This window comes from Micromonospora sp. NPDC047753 (assembly GCF_040642735.1).
Classification (GTDB): domain Bacteria; phylum Actinomycetota; class Actinomycetes; order Mycobacteriales; family Micromonosporaceae; genus Micromonospora.
Genome location: NZ_JBEYSL010000099.1, coordinates 1 through 15,858 on the forward strand (window position 1 = coordinate 1; position 15,858 = coordinate 15,858).

Sequence of the window (15,858 nt, forward strand, 5' to 3'; positions counted from 1 at the left end):
CCTCCCCTCCCCGCCGCTCTGCCGACCTCGCTGCCCGCCCATCGACCCGGTGGTGTGCCCGCCGCGGCCGGCCGCCGGGCGCCCGGCGGCCGGCAGCGGTGTGCTCAGCGGCGTCGGGTGGCGCGGACGACCACGTCGTACAGCGGGGCCTCCCGGCCCGGCACCGTGCGGCGGTGCTCCTCGGCGGTGACAATTGTTGCCAAAACGGCAAGGCGACGTCGCTCAGCCCTGCCCGGTCAGCCGGGCCGCCCGCACCTCCAGGTAGCGCTGTTCGGGCCGGCTCGTGGTGCCCCGCGCCGCCACCAGGTACGCCTCCCGCGCCGCACCGACCTCCCCGGTCAGCTCCAACAGGTGAGCCCGGACGGCGGCCAGCCGGTGGTGCCCGGCCGTGCGTTCGTCGGCGTCCAACGGCGTGAGCAGGGCGAGCCCCGCCCGGGGCCCGTCGACCATGGCCACCGCCACCGCCTGGTTCAGGGTGACCATCGGGTTCGGCGCGATCCGGGCCAGCAGTCGGTAGAGCGCGACGATCTGCCGCCAGTCGGTCTCCGCCGCCGTCGACGCCTCGGCGTGCACAGCGGCGATGGCCGCCTGGAGCTGGTACGGGCCGGGCGGCGACCAGGTCAGCGCCTCGGTGATCAGCGCTACCCCCTCCGCGATGGCGGCGGCGTCCCACCGGGAACGGTCCTGCTCCGCCAGCGGCACCAACTCCCCGTCCGGCCCCACCCGGGCCGCCCGGTGCGCGTCGGTCAGCAGCATCAGCGCCAGCAGCCCGGTCACCTCGCCGTCGTCGGGCAGCAGCCCGCGCAGGATGCGAGCCAGCCGGATCGCCTCGCCGGTCAGCTCGGCCCGGCGCAGGTCCTGGCCACTGGACGCGGTGTAGCCCTCGTTGAAGATCAGGTAGAGCACCCGCAGCACCGTGCCCAGCCGCTCGCCCCGCTCGGCCGGCCCGGGCATCGTGAACCGCGCCCCGGCAGCCTCGATCCGTTGCTTGGCCCGTCGGATCCGTTGACTCATCGTCGCTTCGGGCACCAGGTGCGCCCGGGCGATCTGGGCGGTGCTGAGACCGCCGACCGCCCGCAGGGTGAGCGCCACCTGCGCCGAGCCGGGCAGCGCCGGGTGGCAGCAGAGGAACAGCAGCGTGAGGGTGTCGTCGTCGGCCGCAATGGTGGGCTCCGCGTCCGCCGCGGGCGCCACCCCGGCGTACGCCGGCTCGCGCCGCGCCACCGCCGCCTCGCGGTCCCGGCGCGCGCTCTCGCTGCGCCACTCGTCGGTGAGCCGGCGGGTGGCAACGGTGAGCAGCCAGGCGCGTGGGTTGTCCGGCACGCCCTGCCCGGGCCACTGCGTCGCGGCGGCGAGCAGCGCCTCCTGGACCGCGTCCTCGCACCTGTCGAACTGTCCGTGCCGACGGACCAGCAGGCCGAGGACCTGCGGCGCGAACGTGCGCAGCAGATCCTCGACCCTCCGGTCCTCGGTCACATCTCCGTCCCGGCCTCGTCCATGATCGGGCGGACCTCCATCGCGCCGCCGTACCGGACGTCCGGCCAGCGGGCCGCGATCTCGGCGGCCCGCTGCGGGGTGTCGCAGTCGACGGCCAGGTAGCCGGCGAACTGCTCCTTGCTCTCCATGAACGGGCCGTCGAGAATCTCGGGGCTGCCGTCCACGAGCCGGACCGTCAACGTCTGCGACGGATTCGCCAACGCCTGGCCGCCGATCAGCTCGCCGGTCTCGGTCAGCTCCTTCATGATCTCGTCGACCTCGCCGAAGAGGGCGGTGCGCTCCTGCTCGCTCAGACTCTCGGTGAAGCCGGGCCGGTTCCAGATCAGCAGCATGTACTTCACGGCGATTGCTCCTCAGGCTCTGGTCGCACCCCGATCGGGGCGCGACTCACCGGAGGGTCGGAGCCGATCCCCCGATCCCTACCGCGTACCGAAGAAGATCGCAGAAACATCCGCCGGGGGCGTTCCCACGCCGGACGGTTCAGCGCGGATCGGGTCGGCCGGGCACCTGTCGGGGCTTCCGGGCGCCGCCGACGTCCAGCGAGGCCCGGTCGGCGGCCGAGGTGCCGGACGACCAGCCCTCGGCGTCGCGCACGCTGAGCCGGTGCCGGGTGACGCCGGGGAAGAGCGTGTCCAACCGCTCCCGGACCGCCTCGCCCCGCGCCGCGAGCACCGGCAACAGCCGTTCCGCCCCGGCCGTCTCCGCCGCCGCCTCGTCCGCCGCGTTGGTCGCCGCCTCGGTGGCCGTGCGCAGCCGCTCGCCGATCCGCAGCGCGAACGCGTTGAGGAAGGACTCGTCCCAGACCTTCGTCCGCCGCCCCGACCCCGACCGGCGCTCGGCGCGGCCACGCAGCATCGCCGCCGTGGCCTGCACCAGCAGCGACGTGTAGAGCAACTCGACCGCCACCAGATCGGCCGGCCAGCCCAGCACTGTGGCGAAGCCCAGATCGTCGGACCAGACCGCCTCGCACCGGTTCGCCGCCGCCACCTCCTGCACCAGCAGCGCCTTCGCTCCCGCGTATGGGGTGTCGGTGCTCAGACGTACCCCGCCGGGCAGGTCTCCACGCTCGGACCCGGCCGCCAGCAACGCCTCGTCGATGCTGTGCCGGGCGATCAGCTCCTGGGCCTTACCCGTCAGTGCCTCCGCCTCCGCCGGGAAGGTCGTCGACTCGGCCTTCGCCAGCAGCGCCCGCACCCGATCCAGCATCGGCGACCCGCTGCGAGCCGTGCCCGCAGTGCGGGGCAGTGCCGCGCCGCTCGTGCCCGGCGGCGGGCGCAGCACCGCGATCGGCGGCAGGCTCTCCACCAGCGCGAGCGCGTCCACTGCCGAGCGGAGCGCGTCGGCCCGGTCCAGCCCCTCCCGACTGGCCCAGCCGGCCACCACGCTGCCGTCGGCACCGCCCTCGGCGGCCACCAGCTCGCGTAACTGGTCGTCCCACCAGGCCGGGACCGGCTCGGCCTGGTCGCGCCGCTGGGCGGCCATCGCCGCACGGACCAGCCGCGCCGCGCGGCCGTCGAGCCGTCGACTGGTGATCCGGTCCACGTCGACCGGCTGCCAACCGCGCGGCCAGAGCCGACCCAGTCCGCGGACCAGGCGACGCAGCAGAGCGGTATCCACCGCCGTGCTGCCGTCCGCGGCGCCGGTGCCGACCATCAGTTGGTCCAGCTGTCGTTCGGCCTGTCGTACGTCAGTGCCGCGCACCGCCGCGAGCGCGTTGGCGACGAGTTCGTCCGCGTCCGGCACGGGCACCTCCTTCTCGGGATCTGGCTGTCGTTGCCCCTCCAGGCTCCATGATCATGCCGTCAGCGGCCCGGGAGCCACGAAACGGGGATGTGCCCCGGCCCCTTGGGCCTTCCTACGGCTTCAGTAGCGCATGTTTCATGCGGTTAGGGGTATTTGCGGCCTGTTCCGAGTTGACTGCGAGGTGTGTGGTGGTCGAAGCGAGCCTGCCGAGGACCCGGACCGCCGACGTTCGTTCCTCCACCCTCGTCGGCGTCCTGATCGGCATCGCGATCATGGCCGCGGTGGACGAGATCGTCTTTCACCAACTCCTCGCCTGGCACCACTTCTACGACCGCTCCACCCCGTCGGTGGCGCTGCTCTCGGACGGGCTGCTGCACGCCGCCGAGGTGATCGCCCTGGTCGGCGGGTTCTTCTGGTTCGCCGACCTGCGTCGACGGCGTGCCCTGTCGAGCCGGCTCGCCTGGGGTGGCTTCCTGCTCGGCGCCGGAGGATTCCAACTCTTCGACGGGATCGTCGACCACAAGGTGCTGCGGCTGCACCAGATCCGCTACGGCGTACACCTGGTGCCGTACGACGTGGTCTGGAACGTGGCCGGCGCGGTGCTGCTGCTGGCCGGCGTGGCTGTCCTGTGGCGGGCCCGTTCCCGCCGGCCCGACGCCGGCCCCCGATGACGGCGGTCGGGTCGCTGGCGCACGCCGGACACGGTGCGGCCGGGCCGACCTGGTTCCCGCTGTTCCCGGTCGCGTTGTTGGCGGTCGGTTACGTGCTGGCCGCCGCCCGGGACCCTCGGGGTTGGGACCACAGGCGCACCGCCTCCTGGCTGGTCGGCTGCACCCTGCTGGCGGTCGCCGTCGGGCCGCTCGCCCAGCTTCCCGACAACCCGAGCGGGCACATGGCGCAGCACCTGCTGCTCGGCATGCTGGCCCCGCTGGGGCTGGTGCTCGCCGCCCCGGTGACGCTGCTGCTGCGGGTCGCGCCGCCGCCGGTACGCCGAGCGGTCGGCCGGCTGCTGCGCGCCCGCCCGCTGCACCTGCTCGCCCACCCGGCCACCGCCGCGCTGCTGACCACCGGCGGGTTGGCGTTGGTGCTGCTCACCCCGCTGTACGCGGCTGCCGAACGGCAACCAGCCCTGCACCACGCCGTGCACCTGCACTACCTGGCCGCCGGGTACCTCTTCGCCTGGTCGTTGGCCGGGCCGGACCCAGCGCCGCGTCGCCCCGGGCTGGCGGTACGGGTTGGCGCGTTGCTGGCCGCGTCGGCCGGCCACGCCGTGCTGGCCAAGTACCTGTACGCCCAGGCCGAAACCCTCCCGCCCGGCCTCACCGACCGCGACCCGGAAGCGTTCCGCTCGGCCGCCCAACTCATGTACTACGGCGGCGACCTGGCCGAGCTGCTCCTGGCCGCAGCCCTCTTCGCCACCTGGTACCACACCCGCCGCCGACCCCACCCCCACCCCCGCCGGTCGCCGCCGACCCCACCTCCGCCCGTCGCCGTTGATCAAGAGGTTTGCGTCACCGGAAGGCGATTCCCTGACGCAAACCTCTTGATCAACAAGGTGAGGGGGTCGGTCAGGCGCGCTGGGGCCAGTGGCTGAGGATCTCCTCGACGGGTAGGACGTCCTGCTCCGGGTTGGGTGCCGGGGTCGGCCGGTCGGTCGGGGTGCGGTCGAAGCGGGGTGCGGGGGCCGGCTGGATCTCGCCGCCCACCTCGACGAACGTGCCCCGGGCCGCGTTGTGCGGGTGCGCGTGCGCCTCGCCGGGGGCGAGCACCGGAGCGACGCAGGCGTCCAGGCCGGCGAAGACCGCCGTCCACTCGTCCCGGGTGCGCTCGGCGAACCGTTCGGTGAACCGGCGGCGCAGCTCGTCCCAGCCGCTCGGGTCGTACTGGGCGGGCAGGTCCGGGTCGTCGGCGAGGTCGAGGCCGGTGAGCAGTACGGCGTAGAAGGCCGGTTCCATCGCGCCGACCGCCATGAAGCCACCGTCGGCGGTGGCGTACGTGTCGTAGAACGGCGCCCCGCCGTCGAACATGTTGCCCCCGCGTGGGGCGGCCCACAGGCCGGCGCCGAGCAGCCCGTGCAGGAACGAGGTGAGCAGCGCCGAGCCGTCCACCATCGCCGCGTCGACCACCTGGCCGAAGCCGGAGCGCTCCCGCTCCAGCAGCGCGGCCAGCACCCCGACGGCGAGCAGCATCCCGCCGCCGCCGAAGTCGCCGAGCAGGTTCATCGGCGCGTACGGGCGTTCGCCGGCCCGTCCGAGCGGCTCCAACGCCCCGGCCACCGCGATGTAGTCGATGTCGTGCCCGGCTCGGGCTGCCAGCGGGCCGTCCTGACCCCAGCCGGTCATCCGCGCGTACACCAGTCGGGGGTTGCGGGCCTGGCACACCTCCGGCCCGATGCCGAGCCGTTCGGCCACCCCCGGCCGGTACGCCTCGACCAGCACGTCCGCGCGGTCGGCGAGGCGCAGCAGGTCCGCCACCCCGGCCGGGGACTTGAGGTCCAGCGCGGTGACCTGCCGGCCGCGTTGCAACGGCCCGCTGGTCGGTGCGGCCAGCCGGCCCGCTCCCGGTGCGCCCGGCCGGTCCACCCGCACCACGTCCGCGCCGAGGTCGGCGAGCACCATGCAGCCGAACGGCGCCGGGGCGAGGCTGGCCAGCTCGACCACGCGTACCCCGGCCAGCGGTCCGCCGCGGGCCGCCATCACGCGACGTCAGCCGGTTCGGCCCGAAGGGCGGCGAGCCGGTCGGCCAGGTCGGCGGGGGGCGTGAACCGGTCGCCGTAGCTGGCGGCCAGCTCGGTGGCACGGGCCGCGAAGCCGGCCGGGCCGCCCGTGTACTGCCGGACGTAGCGGATCACCCCGCCTGTCCATGCCGGGAAGCCGATGCCGAAGATCGAGCCGATGTTGGCGTCGGTCTCGGTGCGCAGCACCCCCTCGTCGAGGCAGCGCAGCGCGTCCAGCGCCTCGGCGAAGAGCATCCGCTCCTGGAGGTCGGTGAACGGCACCGCCCGACCCGCGTCGGTGACCAGGTCGGCGAGCCCGGACCACAGCCGGCCCCGGGCACCCTCGTCGTAGGAGTAGAAGCCGCGTCCCGCAGCGCGCCCCGGCCGGTCGTACGCGTCGACCAGCTCGTCCACCAGGCGGTGCGCCGGCAGCGGGCGGAACTCCTCGCTGGCCGCCTCGAACTGGCGGCGGATCCGTTGGATCAGCGTGAGACTGACCTCGTCGGCCAGCGCCAGCGGCCCGGTCGGGTAGCCGGCCTGGAGGGCGGCCTGCTCCACCGATGCGGCGGGGACACCCTCGGCGACCATGCCGACCGCCTCGTCGATGAACCTGCCGATCACCCGGCTGGTGAAGAAACCCCGGCCGTCGTTGACCACGATCGGGGTCTTGCCGATCCGCCGGCCCAGGTCGAATGCCCGGGCCAGCGCCACGTCCCCGGTCCGCTCGCCCACCACGATCTCCAGCAACGGCATCCGGTCCACCGGCGAGAAGAAGTGCATGCCGATGAAGTCCGCAGGCCGGTCCACGCCGGCGGCCAGGCCGGTGATCGGCAGGGTCGAGGTGTTGGAGGCGAGCAACGCGTCGGGTGCCAGGACGGGTAGCACCTCGGCGAAGACCTGCTGCTTCAGCGCCGGGTCCTCGAAGACCGCCTCGATGACCGCGTCGCAGCCGGCGAGGGCGTCCACCTGGTCGGTCGTGTTGATCCGGTCCAGCACGGCGCGGGCGTCCGCCTCGGTCGTGCGGCCCTTACGTACGGCGCGGGCCAGTAGGCGCTCGGCGTGTTCGCGGGCCCTGCCGGCGGCCTCCGGCGTGACGTCCTTGACCACGACGTCCAGCCCGGCAGTGGCGCAGGCGTACGCGATGCCCGCGCCCATCATGCCGGCCCCGAGCACCGCCACCCGGCGTACCGGTGCGGCGTCCACACCGGTCGGGCGGGCCGCGCCACCGTTGACGGCCTTCAGGTCGAAGAAGAACGCACCGATCATGTTCTTGGCGACCTGCCCGGTGAGCAGCCCGATCAGGTGCCGGGTCTCCACGGTCAGGGCGGTCTCCAGGTCGACCTGTGCGCCCTCGACGGCCGCGGCGAGGATCGCCTCGGGCGCTGGTAGCCGGGCACCCTTGAGCTGCTTGCGCAGCGTCGCCGGGAAGGCGGGCAGTTGTGTGGCCAGCGAGCGGCTGGCCGGGGTGCCGCCGGGCATCCGATAGTCCGGCCGGTCCCACGGTTGCGCCGGGTGCGGGTTCGCCGCGATCCAGGCCCGTGCCCGGTCCAGCAGTTCGGCGGGCGTGGCGACCACCTCGTCGACCAGCCCGACCGACAGCGCCTCGGTCGGGCGCATCCGCCGGCCGGTGAGCAGCACCGTGGTCAGCGCGCCGGCCAGGCCGAGCATCCGCACGGTCCGGGTGACGCCACCCGCCCCGGGCAGCAGGCCCAGCGTCACCTCGGGCAGCCCGAGCCGGCTGCCGGGGGTGTCCAGCGCGATCCGGTGGTGGCAGGCGAGCGCGATCTCCAGCCCACCGCCGAGCGCGGAGCCGTTGACCGCGGCGACCACCGGTCGGCCCAGCGTCTCCAGCCGGCGCAGGTCCCGTTTGATGGCGCCGAGCAGGTCGGCCAGGTCGGGCGCGTCGGCGCGGGTCGCCCGGATCATCTCGGGCAGGTCACCGCCGGCGAAGAAGGTCGACTTCGCGCTGGTCACTATGACGCCGACGAGATCGGGCTCGGCCTCCAGCCGGTCCAGCACCGCGCTCATCGAGGCGGCGTACGCCCGGTTCATGGTGTTGGCGGACTGGGTGGGGTCGTCCAGGGTGAGCGTGACGATGCCGTCGGCGCCGCGGTCGTACCGGATGGTGTCAGTCATTGTCGTCCTCCGGGTCAGCAGCGCTCGAGAACTGTGGCGACGCCCATGCCGCCGCCGATGCACAGGGTCACCACGGCCCGGCGCAGGTCGCGGCGCTCCAACTCGTCCAACGCCGTACCGAGCAGCATCGCTCCGGTCGCGCCGAGCGGGTGGCCGAGCGCGATCGCGCCGCCGTTGACGTTCACCCGGTCCGGGTCGAGGCCCAGGTCGCGGACGTATTTGAGCACCACTGCGGCGAACGCCTCGTTGATCTCGAACAGGTCGATGTCGTCGACTGTCAGCCCGGCTACGGCCAGCGCCTTGTGGGTGGCGGGGATCGGGCCGGTCAACATCAGCGTCGGGTCCGCGCCGGTGACCGCCGCGCCGACGATCCGGGCGCGCGGGGTGAGGCCGAGATCCCGACCAACCTGCTCCGAACCGATCAGCGCCAGCGCCGCGCCGTCCACGATGCCGGACGAGTTGCCCGCGTGGTGGACGTGCTCGATGGCCTCCAACCAGTGGAACTTCTGCAACGCGACCGCGTCGAAGCCGGCCGCCTCACCCATCGTGGCGAACGACGGGGTGAGCTTGGCCAGCGCCTCCCGGGTGGTCTCCGGGCGCGGGTGCTCGTCGACGGTGAGGATGTCCAGCCCGTTGCTGTCGCGGACCGGCACCAGCGAGCGGGCGAAGTATCCGCCGGCCATCGCCTTGGCGGCGCGCTCCTGTGACCGCAGCGCGTAGCCGTCCACGTCGTCGCGGGTGAAGCCCTCCAGGGTGGCGATCAGGTCCGCGCTGACGCCCTGTGGCACGAACGACGTGGCCAGCGCGGTCTGCGGATCGGTGGCCCAGGCCGCCCCGTCGGAGCCCATCGGCACCCGGGACATGGACTCGACCCCGCCGGCGAGCAGCAGATGCTCCCAACCGGAGCGGATTCGCGCGGCGGCGGAGTTGACCGCCTCCAACCCGGAGGCGCAGAACCTGTTGAGCTGCACCCCGCCGACCTGGTCCGGCAGCCCGGCCAGCAGCGCGGCCGCCCGGGCCAGGTCGCCGCCCTGCTCGCCGACCGGGGTCACGATGCCGAGCAGCAGGTCCTCCAGCCGGCCGACGTCCAGGCTCGGGTTGCGCTCCCGCAACGCGTCGATCAGGCCGACCACGAGGGAGATGGGCTTGACTCCGTGCAGCGCGCCGGTGTCCCGGCCGCGTCCGCGCGGGGTGCGGACCGCGTCATAGACGTACGCCTCAGAGGGCACGGGCGATCAACTCCTTCATGATCTCGTTGGTGCCGCCGTAGATCTTCTGGACGCGGGCGTCGGCGTACATCCGGGCGATCGGGTACTCCGTCGTGTAGCCGTAGCCGCCGAAGAGCTGAAGGCACCTGTCGACGACCTCACACTGCCCGTCGGTGAGCCATGACTTCGCCATCGCCGCGGTGGCCACGTCCAGGTCGCCCCGGGTGTGTCGGACGATGCAGTCGTCCAGGAAGACGCGGCTGACCCGCGCGCGGGTGGCGCACTCGGCGAGCACCATCCGGGTGTTCTGGTGACCCATCAGGGGCTTGCCGAAGGCGGTGCGTTCCTTGGCGTACGCGACGGTCAGCGCGACCGCCCGTTCCATGGCGGCGACCGCGCCGACACCGATGACCAGCCGTTCCTGCGGAAGCTGCTGCATGAGCTGGACGAAGCCCAGCCCTTCGGCGCCGCCGACCAGGTTGGCCGCCGGCACCCGGAACTCGTCGAAGAACAATTCCGCCGTGTCGTTGGCGTGCAGGCCGATCTTGGACAGCAGCCGGCCTCGCCGGAAGCCCTCCGGGTCGCCGCCCACCTCGCAGACCAGCAGCGAGACGCCGGCCGCCCGCTGCTCGGGGTCGGTCTTCACGGCCACGATGACCAGGTCGGCCAGGCCACCGTTGGTGATGAACGTCTTCGCGCCGGTGACCAGGTAGTCGTCGCCGTCGCGGACCGCCCGGGTCCGCATCGCCTGAAGGTCCGAGCCACCGTCCGGCTCGGTCATCGCGATGGCACCGACCAACTCGCCGCTGCACAGGCCGGGCAGCCAGCGCCGCTTCTGCTCCTCGCTGCCGTACGCCACCAGGTAGCCGGTGACGATGCCGCTGTGGACGGCCAGGCCCAGACTGCTCTCCCCGGCGTACGCCTGCTCGTGCAGCAGCACCGCCTCGTGGGTGAATCCGCCGCCTCCGCCGCCGTACTCCTCCGGGACCGACAGGCCGAGCAGCCCCAGCTCACCGGCGCGCCGGTAGTGCTCGCGGTCCGGATGGCCCTGCTCCTGAAGGCGGTCGGCGTGCGGCAACACCTCCTTGGTGAAGAAGGTGCGGGCCAGCTCGGCCAGGTCGTCATGCTCCGGCTCGCGCCACTGTGAGGGGGAGCCGTCGGGCGGGGGGGTCGGCATGTGCACCACCCTCGCGCGCTGTTGGCAGCATGTCAATAAGTCGTGATCGGCTCTCGGCGCCTCGGTCGTCGGGGTGTTCCGGAACCGCAGCCGGCACCGCCAGGCGGGATCCGCCAGGCCGGCTGGAGTTACGGCAGCACGAGCTCGCCGGCCCTGGCCTAGACGTCGTCGATCATGGAGTTGTGGTGCTTCACAAAGAGGGAACGCGCGACCATATCGCCCACCACAACTTCATGATCGACGGTGGTCCGGGCGGCACGCGGGCCGGGAAGGCTGCGCGCCGACGGGGAGGCATCGATCGCCATGGCCGTTTGCGCGGAGATCTTGGACAGTTTCCGTTACGAGCTAACGGAAACTGTCCAAGATTGCGGGAACTTGCCCCGCCGCGAGGCGTGCGCCGTGCGGAGCGCGGGGTTGTGTGGGTGCATCAATCGCGCGAACCCGCTGTTGTCAGACACCGCGGGCGGCGAGTGGGCGGGCGCCAGGCGGGGCGGGCGAACTACTCGGCCTCGTCGCCGTCGGTGGGGCGCGGCGGGCGGTGCTCGGCGATCCACGCCTCCACATCAGCACGCAGCCACACCTTCATGCCGCGCAGCTCCTGATAAGGCTTCGGGAAGGTCGGCCGCATGGCGATCTGCTGGAACCGGCTCCGGGAGACGTTCAGCCGTTGACCGATCTCATACGGCCCCATCAGCTCGCCCGGCCCGTCGTCTCCCACACCTGGAACCTATGCACGGTCGCCCATCCCTGATCGGGGGTCCCCAAATGGGAGTCCCCGAACGGTCGACACTCAGCCGAAAGTGGCTGAGGGTGGTTGGAGCGTGTCGTTGCGTCGTCGATTGGGCGGCGTGGGTGGTCAAAGAGGGGTGAGCGTGGTGGATCAGGCGACGGAGTTGGCGTGGTTGCGGGAGCGGGTCGGGGGCCTGGAGACAGCGCTGCACTGTGCGCGGAGGGAGTTGTTCGATCTCCGGTGTCGGCTGACGTTGATCGGCCGGGTGGTTCAGGACGTCGACCGGGTGCAGCGAGCGCCCGGGGTGGCCCTGGGTGCGATCAACGCGGCGCTCTACTCCGAGGCGTCCAATCTGCGCCACCTGGGCCGGCACCTGGTCCGGCGTCGCCGGGGCCTGCGGTGATCACTTGATGCTGAGTAGCTCAGCGGCAGCCGTGACGACTACTGAGCATCAAGTGATCAAGGTGAGGAACGGCGGCCGACCGGTGGGCTGTCGATAGGGTCGGGCAGATGAGTGTCGAGACGGCTCCGCGCCGCCGCCGTTTGGAGCCGGACGCCCGGCGTGGGCAGATCCTGGCCTGCGCGGTCCGGCTGTTCGGTGAGCGCCCGTACGTGGACGTGTCGACCACCGACGTCGCCCGCGAGGCTGGTGTCGCTCGCGGCCTGGTCAACCACTACTTCGGTGCGAAGAAGGACCTCTACCTGGAGGTCGTCCGGGTCATGGTGACCATCCCCGAGGTTGCTCTGGAGCGGCTGCCCAAGGGTGATCTGCGGACCCGGGTCGACGCGAGCGTCACCTGGTTCCTCGACGTGGTTTCCCGGCACAGCACCTCGTGGCTGGCGGCGGTCACCGCCCGGGGGATGGGCGGCGACGCCGACGTGGAGCGGGTGCTCGCCGAGGCCGAGGAGGTCGCCGCGGACCGCATGCTGGTCGCCGTCGGGCTGGCCGGCGAGGCGGAGCACCGCGAGGAGTTGCGCGGGATGGTCCGGGCGTACGGGGGTCTGGCCACCTCGACCGCCCGCGAATGGCTCCAGCGTGGCGCGCTGACCCGCGCCCAGGTGCACCTGCTGCTCACCACGACCCTGCTGACCATCGTCGAACAGGTCATCCCGCAGGTCCTCGCCGACGAAGAACCGACGCGACCAGAGCGCTGAACGCCGAGGCCGTCAAGCGCTGAACGCCGGGGCCGCTCAGCGCTGACCGCCGTCCGCCGAAGGGCACCGGCCGCTCAGGCGGCCCGTCGGTCGCCGGCCTGGCCGGTACGAGCCGCCGGAGCGGGCTGGCCGGCATGCGCCGCCGGTGCGGCCTGGCCGGTACGAGCCGCCGGGGCGGCGTACCGGTCGGCGGCCTGCGCCGGATAGGACTCGGGGCGTACCACCCGCAGCGGCCGGTCCACCTCGTCGGCCCCGAAGCGCCAGCGGGACGGTGCCGGCTGCCGTTGCGGTGCCGGCCCCCCGGGCCGGAGGCCGGGCCGGGACAGCGCCACGGTGATCAGGTAGCCGACCACCAGGAAGCCGTGGCTGATCAGCCGCTCCCCGCCCACCGAACCGGTGGCCAGGTCGTTCACCGACAGCAGCAGCAACGTGCCGACGAACGCGCTGAGCATCGGCAGCAGCCCGGCGGGCGGGCTGCGGCGCAACGCCACGAACAGGAAGCCCGCACCCACTGCGACGTTCCACGCCGCCGACTCGTGCCACAGGTGCTGGCCGGTGGGGTGCAGGTGGTCGGCGGTCGCGCCCCGGCCGACCTGGGCCAGGCCGAGCACCAGTTGCACCGCGCCGAGCAGCCCGAGCGCCGACCGCAGGCCGGCGACGAGCGGGCCACGTCCGAACGCCGCGCGCAACCCGGCGGCGAGCTGACCCCGTCCGGGCATCTTTCGCAGGCCAGCGACCAGCGGGCCACGCCGCCACCGTGACCGGCGGGCCGGGGTCGCGCTGGCGGCGGCAAGGATCGCCTCCGTCCGGTCGGGCACCTCAACGACCAACCGGGTACGAACCCGACGGGTCACCGCGGCCGCAGCCGTGAACCAGGCCCGGCAATCGGCACACCCGTCGAGGTGCCCCTGCACCGCCGCCAGTTCGGCGGCGGTCTCCTCCCCGTCCAACTGCGCGGACAGGACCTCCCGCCACTGCTCACACCCCATGTACCGGTAGTCGCTCTGGCAGCCGCTCCGGTTCCCGGCGACGGTGACCTGTTGTGGAATACTCGCCGGATCATGACGCGTTACGGCCTGCTGATCCTGCCCGCCACCAACCGGGTGTACGCCCGCGCCGCAGTCGACCTCACCCGGGCCGAGCTGGAGATCTTCGGCCGCTCGGCGCTCGACGGCCGGATCGGCGAGCTGGACACCGAGGTCGTCGGAGGGGCGTCCTACATCACGTTCACCGGCGACGGGCTGACCGAGCGTGACCTGGCCGTCCTGGGCAACCTCTCCGCCGGGTACGCGTTGTTCGAGATCGTCGGTGAGCTGTTGCGGCCGATCGAGTGGAGCCGTCTGGACCGCTACGACGACGATCTGCTCACCATTCAGAAGTACCCGGGCAAGACCAACGAGCAGTTCACCAAGCTGCTGCTCAACGTCACACTGCTCGCCTCGGACTGGGCCGCCGAGATGACCAGCCGCCGGTTCCGGGTGCTCGACCCGCTCTGTGGTCGGGGCACCACCCTCAACCAGGCGCTGATGTACGGCTTCGACGCCGCCGGGATCGAGCGCGACCAGAAGGACGTCGAGGCGTACCGGGCGTTCGTCACCACCTGGCTGAAGCAGAAGCGCGTCAAGCACCGGGTGCTGGAGTCGGGGCCGGTGCGGCGGGAGCGCAAGGTGGTCGGCCGGCGGGTACGGATCGAGGTGGCGCCGACCCGTGAGGAGCACAAGGCCGGCCAGACGCAACTGCTGGACGTGGTCAACGCCGACACCACCCGCTCGGCGGAGTTCTTCCGCCCGGAGACCGTGGACCTGGTCGTCGCCGACGCGCCGTACGGCGTGCAGCACGGCAGCCGTACCGCCGGGCAGGGGTTGACCCGCGATCCGCTGGCGTTGCTCGCGGACGCCGCACCGGTCTGGGCCCGGTTGTTGCGTCCTGGCGGTGCGCTCGGAATCTCCTGGAACACCCACGTCGCCAGTCGGGACGACGCGGCGGCGGCGTTGGCCGACGCCGGCCTGACAGTGGTCGACGACGCGCCTTACCGCGCGCTGCGGCACCGGGTGGACCAGTCGATCATGCGCGATGTGCTGGTGGCGCGCCGCCCGGCCTGACCCCCGGCCTCGCCCCTCCGCCCCTGCGCCGCGCCGTGCGTCACCCCATCGGGGTCGCGCACGGCCTCGTGCGTCCTTTGCTCTGCACCCGCGGAGGCGACACTCACTGTCCGTAGCTGGTGCCTCCGCGGGTGCAGAGCAAAGGGGTGGACAACTGGTCTCGACCCCCCGGACCGCCGAGGGTCTGTGCCGCATTTCACCTGCTCAGTGGGCGGGCGTGAAAACCACGTCAAGAAAAGGTTCGCCCCCGTCATGGTCGCGTTATGACCCCTGCCGATCGGCGGGTGGTGGGGCTTTGATTGCCCGGCGCGACCGGAAGGCGGTCGCGACGAACCTTTCCGGCTGAGGAGTCAGCGTGTCTGACGTGGTGTTCGTGGTCCTGACGGTGGTGCTGTTCGCAGTGCTCGCCCTGGTTGTCCGGGCGGTGGAGAAGCTGTGAACGCGGTAAACGCCGTCGGTCTGGTGCTCGCGGTCGTGCTGGGCGCGTTCCTGGTGTTCGCCCTGTTGTTTCCGGAGCGCTTCTGATGACCATGACAACAGCGGGCGTCATCTTCGTGTTGACGCTGGTGGCGGCCCTGGTCGCCGTATACAAGCCGTTCGGCGACTACATGTTCCGGGCGGTCTCCGGCACGAAGCAGTCCCGGGTCGAGCGGGGCATCTTCCGACTGGTCGGGGTCAATCCGGCAGCCGAGCAGACCTGGGGCGTGTACGCCCGCAGCGTGCTGGCGTTCTCCGCGGTCTCGATCCTGTTCCTGTACCTGTTCCAGCGGGTGCAGAACCACCTGTGGTTGTCGCTCGGGTTCGACCCGGTGGTGCCGCACGGCGCGTGGAACACGGCCGTGTCGTTCGTGACGAACACGAACTGGCAGTCGTACTCGGGTGAGTCGACGATGGGCCACCTGGTGCAGATGGCCGGTCTGGCCGTGCAGAACTTCGTGTCGGCGGCGGTCGGCATCGCGGTGGCTGTCGCGTTGGTACGCGGCTTCCCCCGCAGCCGTACCGGGCAGCTCGGCAACTTCTGGGTCGACCTGACCCGGATCACGCTGCGGATCCTGCTGCCGATCGCGGTGCTCGGCGCCATCGCGTTGATGATCGGCGGGGCGGTGCAGAACCTGTCCGCCGGCACCGACGTGAGCACGCTGACCGGCGGCACCCAGACCATCACCGGCGGCCCGGTCGCGAGCCAGGAAGTGATCAAGGAGCTGGGCACCAACGGTGGTGGCTTCTACAACGTCAACAGCGCGCACCCGTTCGAGAACCCGACCACCTGGACGAACTGGCTGGAGATCTTCCTGATCTTCCTGATTCCGTTCAGCCTGCCCCGGGTCTTCGGCCGGATGGTCGGGCAGAACCGGCAGGGCTACGCCATCGCCGCGGTGATGGGCATCCTCGCG

At 72.3% G+C, this 15,858-nt stretch carries 17 protein-coding genes; 7 read left to right on the forward strand and 10 right to left on the reverse strand.

Features of this window, described 5'->3' with window-relative positions:
- Nucleotides 1-222: 222 nt before the first annotated feature.
- The 3 genes from ABZ749_RS11490 to ABZ749_RS11500 form a co-directional block, all read right to left on the reverse strand.
- Nucleotides 223-1,476: a sigma-70 family RNA polymerase sigma factor gene (locus ABZ749_RS11490; protein ID WP_357226192.1), complete on the reverse strand. Its 1,254-nt coding sequence runs from the start codon at nt 1,474-1,476 to the stop codon at nt 223-225.
- On the reverse strand, nt 1,473-1,829 hold the full coding sequence (locus tag ABZ749_RS11495; protein WP_357226246.1) for a YciI family protein: 357 nt from the start codon (nt 1,827-1,829) through the stop codon (nt 1,473-1,475). Before ABZ749_RS11495 ends, ABZ749_RS11490 begins: the two co-directional genes overlap by 4 nt.
- Before the next feature lie 148 nt (nt 1,830-1,977).
- Nucleotides 1,978-3,240, reverse strand: coding sequence for a DUF2786 domain-containing protein (locus ABZ749_RS11500; protein ID WP_357226196.1), 1,263 nt, complete (start codon nt 3,238-3,240; stop codon nt 1,978-1,980).
- A 188-nt stretch (nt 3,241-3,428) separates the two neighbouring features.
- On the opposite strand from ABZ749_RS11500, the gene ABZ749_RS11505 reads away from it, so the two are divergent.
- A complete protein-coding gene (locus ABZ749_RS11505) occupies nt 3,429-3,911 on the forward strand; it encodes a DUF2243 domain-containing protein (protein WP_357197456.1) in 483 nt (160 codons plus the stop codon).
- Nucleotides 3,908-4,834, forward strand: a complete 927-nt coding sequence (locus ABZ749_RS11510; RefSeq protein ID WP_357226200.1) for a cytochrome c oxidase assembly protein — start codon at nt 3,908-3,910, stop codon at nt 4,832-4,834. The genes ABZ749_RS11505 and ABZ749_RS11510 overlap by 4 nt, the downstream gene beginning before the upstream one ends.
- Here the strand turns inward: ABZ749_RS11510 and ABZ749_RS11515 are convergent.
- The 6 genes from ABZ749_RS11515 to ABZ749_RS11540 form a co-directional block, all read right to left on the reverse strand.
- Nucleotides 4,809-5,936 (reverse strand): CaiB/BaiF CoA-transferase family protein, encoded by a 1,128-nt coding sequence (locus ABZ749_RS11515; protein WP_357226205.1) that lies wholly within the window; start codon nt 5,934-5,936, stop codon nt 4,809-4,811. The two genes, ABZ749_RS11510 and ABZ749_RS11515, sit on opposite strands and share 26 nt — an antisense overlap.
- Entirely contained in the window at nt 5,936-8,092 is a 2,157-nt protein-coding gene (locus ABZ749_RS11520; RefSeq protein ID WP_357226209.1) for a 3-hydroxyacyl-CoA dehydrogenase NAD-binding domain-containing protein, read from the reverse strand. Before ABZ749_RS11520 ends, ABZ749_RS11515 begins: the two co-directional genes overlap by 1 nt.
- A gap of 14 nt (nt 8,093-8,106) precedes the next feature.
- Nucleotides 8,107-9,321, reverse strand: coding sequence for an acetyl-CoA C-acetyltransferase (locus ABZ749_RS11525; protein ID WP_357226211.1), 1,215 nt, complete (start codon nt 9,319-9,321; stop codon nt 8,107-8,109).
- Entirely contained in the window at nt 9,311-10,477 is a 1,167-nt protein-coding gene (locus ABZ749_RS11530; protein ID WP_357226215.1) for an acyl-CoA dehydrogenase family protein, read from the reverse strand. Before ABZ749_RS11530 ends, ABZ749_RS11525 begins: the two co-directional genes overlap by 11 nt.
- Before the next feature lie 158 nt (nt 10,478-10,635).
- A complete protein-coding gene (locus tag ABZ749_RS11535; RefSeq protein WP_357226219.1) occupies nt 10,636-10,782 on the reverse strand; it encodes a hypothetical protein in 147 nt (48 codons plus the stop codon).
- Between the two features lie 194 nt (nt 10,783-10,976).
- Complete coding sequence (locus ABZ749_RS11540; RefSeq protein WP_357226224.1) at nt 10,977-11,195, reverse strand: hypothetical protein; 219 nt, start codon at nt 11,193-11,195, stop codon at nt 10,977-10,979.
- A 157-nt stretch (nt 11,196-11,352) separates the two neighbouring features.
- Here ABZ749_RS11540 and ABZ749_RS11545 point away from each other — a divergent pair, with 157 nt between their 5' ends.
- Together ABZ749_RS11545 and ABZ749_RS11550 are read left to right on the forward strand one after the other, a co-directional pair.
- Nucleotides 11,353-11,610: a hypothetical protein gene (locus tag ABZ749_RS11545; protein WP_357226227.1), complete on the forward strand. Its 258-nt coding sequence runs from the start codon at nt 11,353-11,355 to the stop codon at nt 11,608-11,610.
- 107 nt (nt 11,611-11,717) lie between these two features.
- Nucleotides 11,718-12,362: a TetR/AcrR family transcriptional regulator gene (locus tag ABZ749_RS11550; RefSeq protein WP_357226231.1), complete on the forward strand. Its 645-nt coding sequence runs from the start codon at nt 11,718-11,720 to the stop codon at nt 12,360-12,362.
- Between the two features lie 74 nt (nt 12,363-12,436).
- Here the strand turns inward: ABZ749_RS11550 and ABZ749_RS11555 are convergent, their stop codons facing one another.
- Nucleotides 12,437-13,351 (reverse strand): zf-HC2 domain-containing protein, encoded by a 915-nt coding sequence (locus ABZ749_RS11555; RefSeq protein WP_357226234.1) that lies wholly within the window; start codon nt 13,349-13,351, stop codon nt 12,437-12,439.
- Between the two features lie 72 nt (nt 13,352-13,423).
- Between ABZ749_RS11555 and ABZ749_RS11560 the strand changes: the two genes are divergently transcribed.
- The 3 genes from ABZ749_RS11560 to ABZ749_RS11570 all read left to right on the forward strand — a co-directional run.
- Nucleotides 13,424-14,464, forward strand: coding sequence for an SAM-dependent methyltransferase (locus ABZ749_RS11560; RefSeq protein ID WP_357226237.1), 1,041 nt, complete (start codon nt 13,424-13,426; stop codon nt 14,462-14,464).
- 435 nt (nt 14,465-14,899) lie between these two features.
- Entirely contained in the window at nt 14,900-14,989 is a 90-nt protein-coding gene (kdpF, locus tag ABZ749_RS11565; RefSeq protein WP_036410889.1) for a K(+)-transporting ATPase subunit F, read from the forward strand.
- Nucleotides 14,989-15,858 (forward strand): potassium-transporting ATPase subunit KdpA (locus ABZ749_RS11570; protein ID WP_357226242.1); only part of this gene is annotated, 870 nt, incomplete at its 3' end. The genes kdpF and ABZ749_RS11570, both read left to right, overlap by 1 nt.

Coding starts and splice junctions, on each gene's coding strand:
- ABZ749_RS11520 (WP_357226209.1), bottom strand. CDS start 8,092: ATGACTGACACCATCCGGTACGACCGCGGCGCCGACGGCATCGTCACG.
- ABZ749_RS11515 (WP_357226205.1), bottom strand. CDS start 5,936: ATGGCGGCCCGCGGCGGACCGCTGGCCGGGGTACGCGTGGTCGAGCTG.
- ABZ749_RS11535 (WP_357226219.1), bottom strand. CDS start 10,782: ATGGCGATCGATGCCTCCCCGTCGGCGCGCAGCCTTCCCGGCCCGCGT.
- ABZ749_RS11495 (WP_357226246.1), bottom strand. CDS start 1,829: ATGCTGCTGATCTGGAACCGGCCCGGCTTCACCGAGAGTCTGAGCGAG.
- ABZ749_RS11555 (WP_357226234.1), bottom strand. CDS start 13,351: ATGGGGTGTGAGCAGTGGCGGGAGGTCCTGTCCGCGCAGTTGGACGGG.
- ABZ749_RS11510 (WP_357226200.1), top strand. CDS start 3,908: ATGACGGCGGTCGGGTCGCTGGCGCACGCCGGACACGGTGCGGCCGGG.
- ABZ749_RS11560 (WP_357226237.1), top strand. CDS start 13,424: ATGACGCGTTACGGCCTGCTGATCCTGCCCGCCACCAACCGGGTGTAC.
- ABZ749_RS11550 (WP_357226231.1), top strand. CDS start 11,718: ATGAGTGTCGAGACGGCTCCGCGCCGCCGCCGTTTGGAGCCGGACGCC.
- ABZ749_RS11530 (WP_357226215.1), bottom strand. CDS start 10,477: ATGCCGACCCCCCCGCCCGACGGCTCCCCCTCACAGTGGCGCGAGCCG.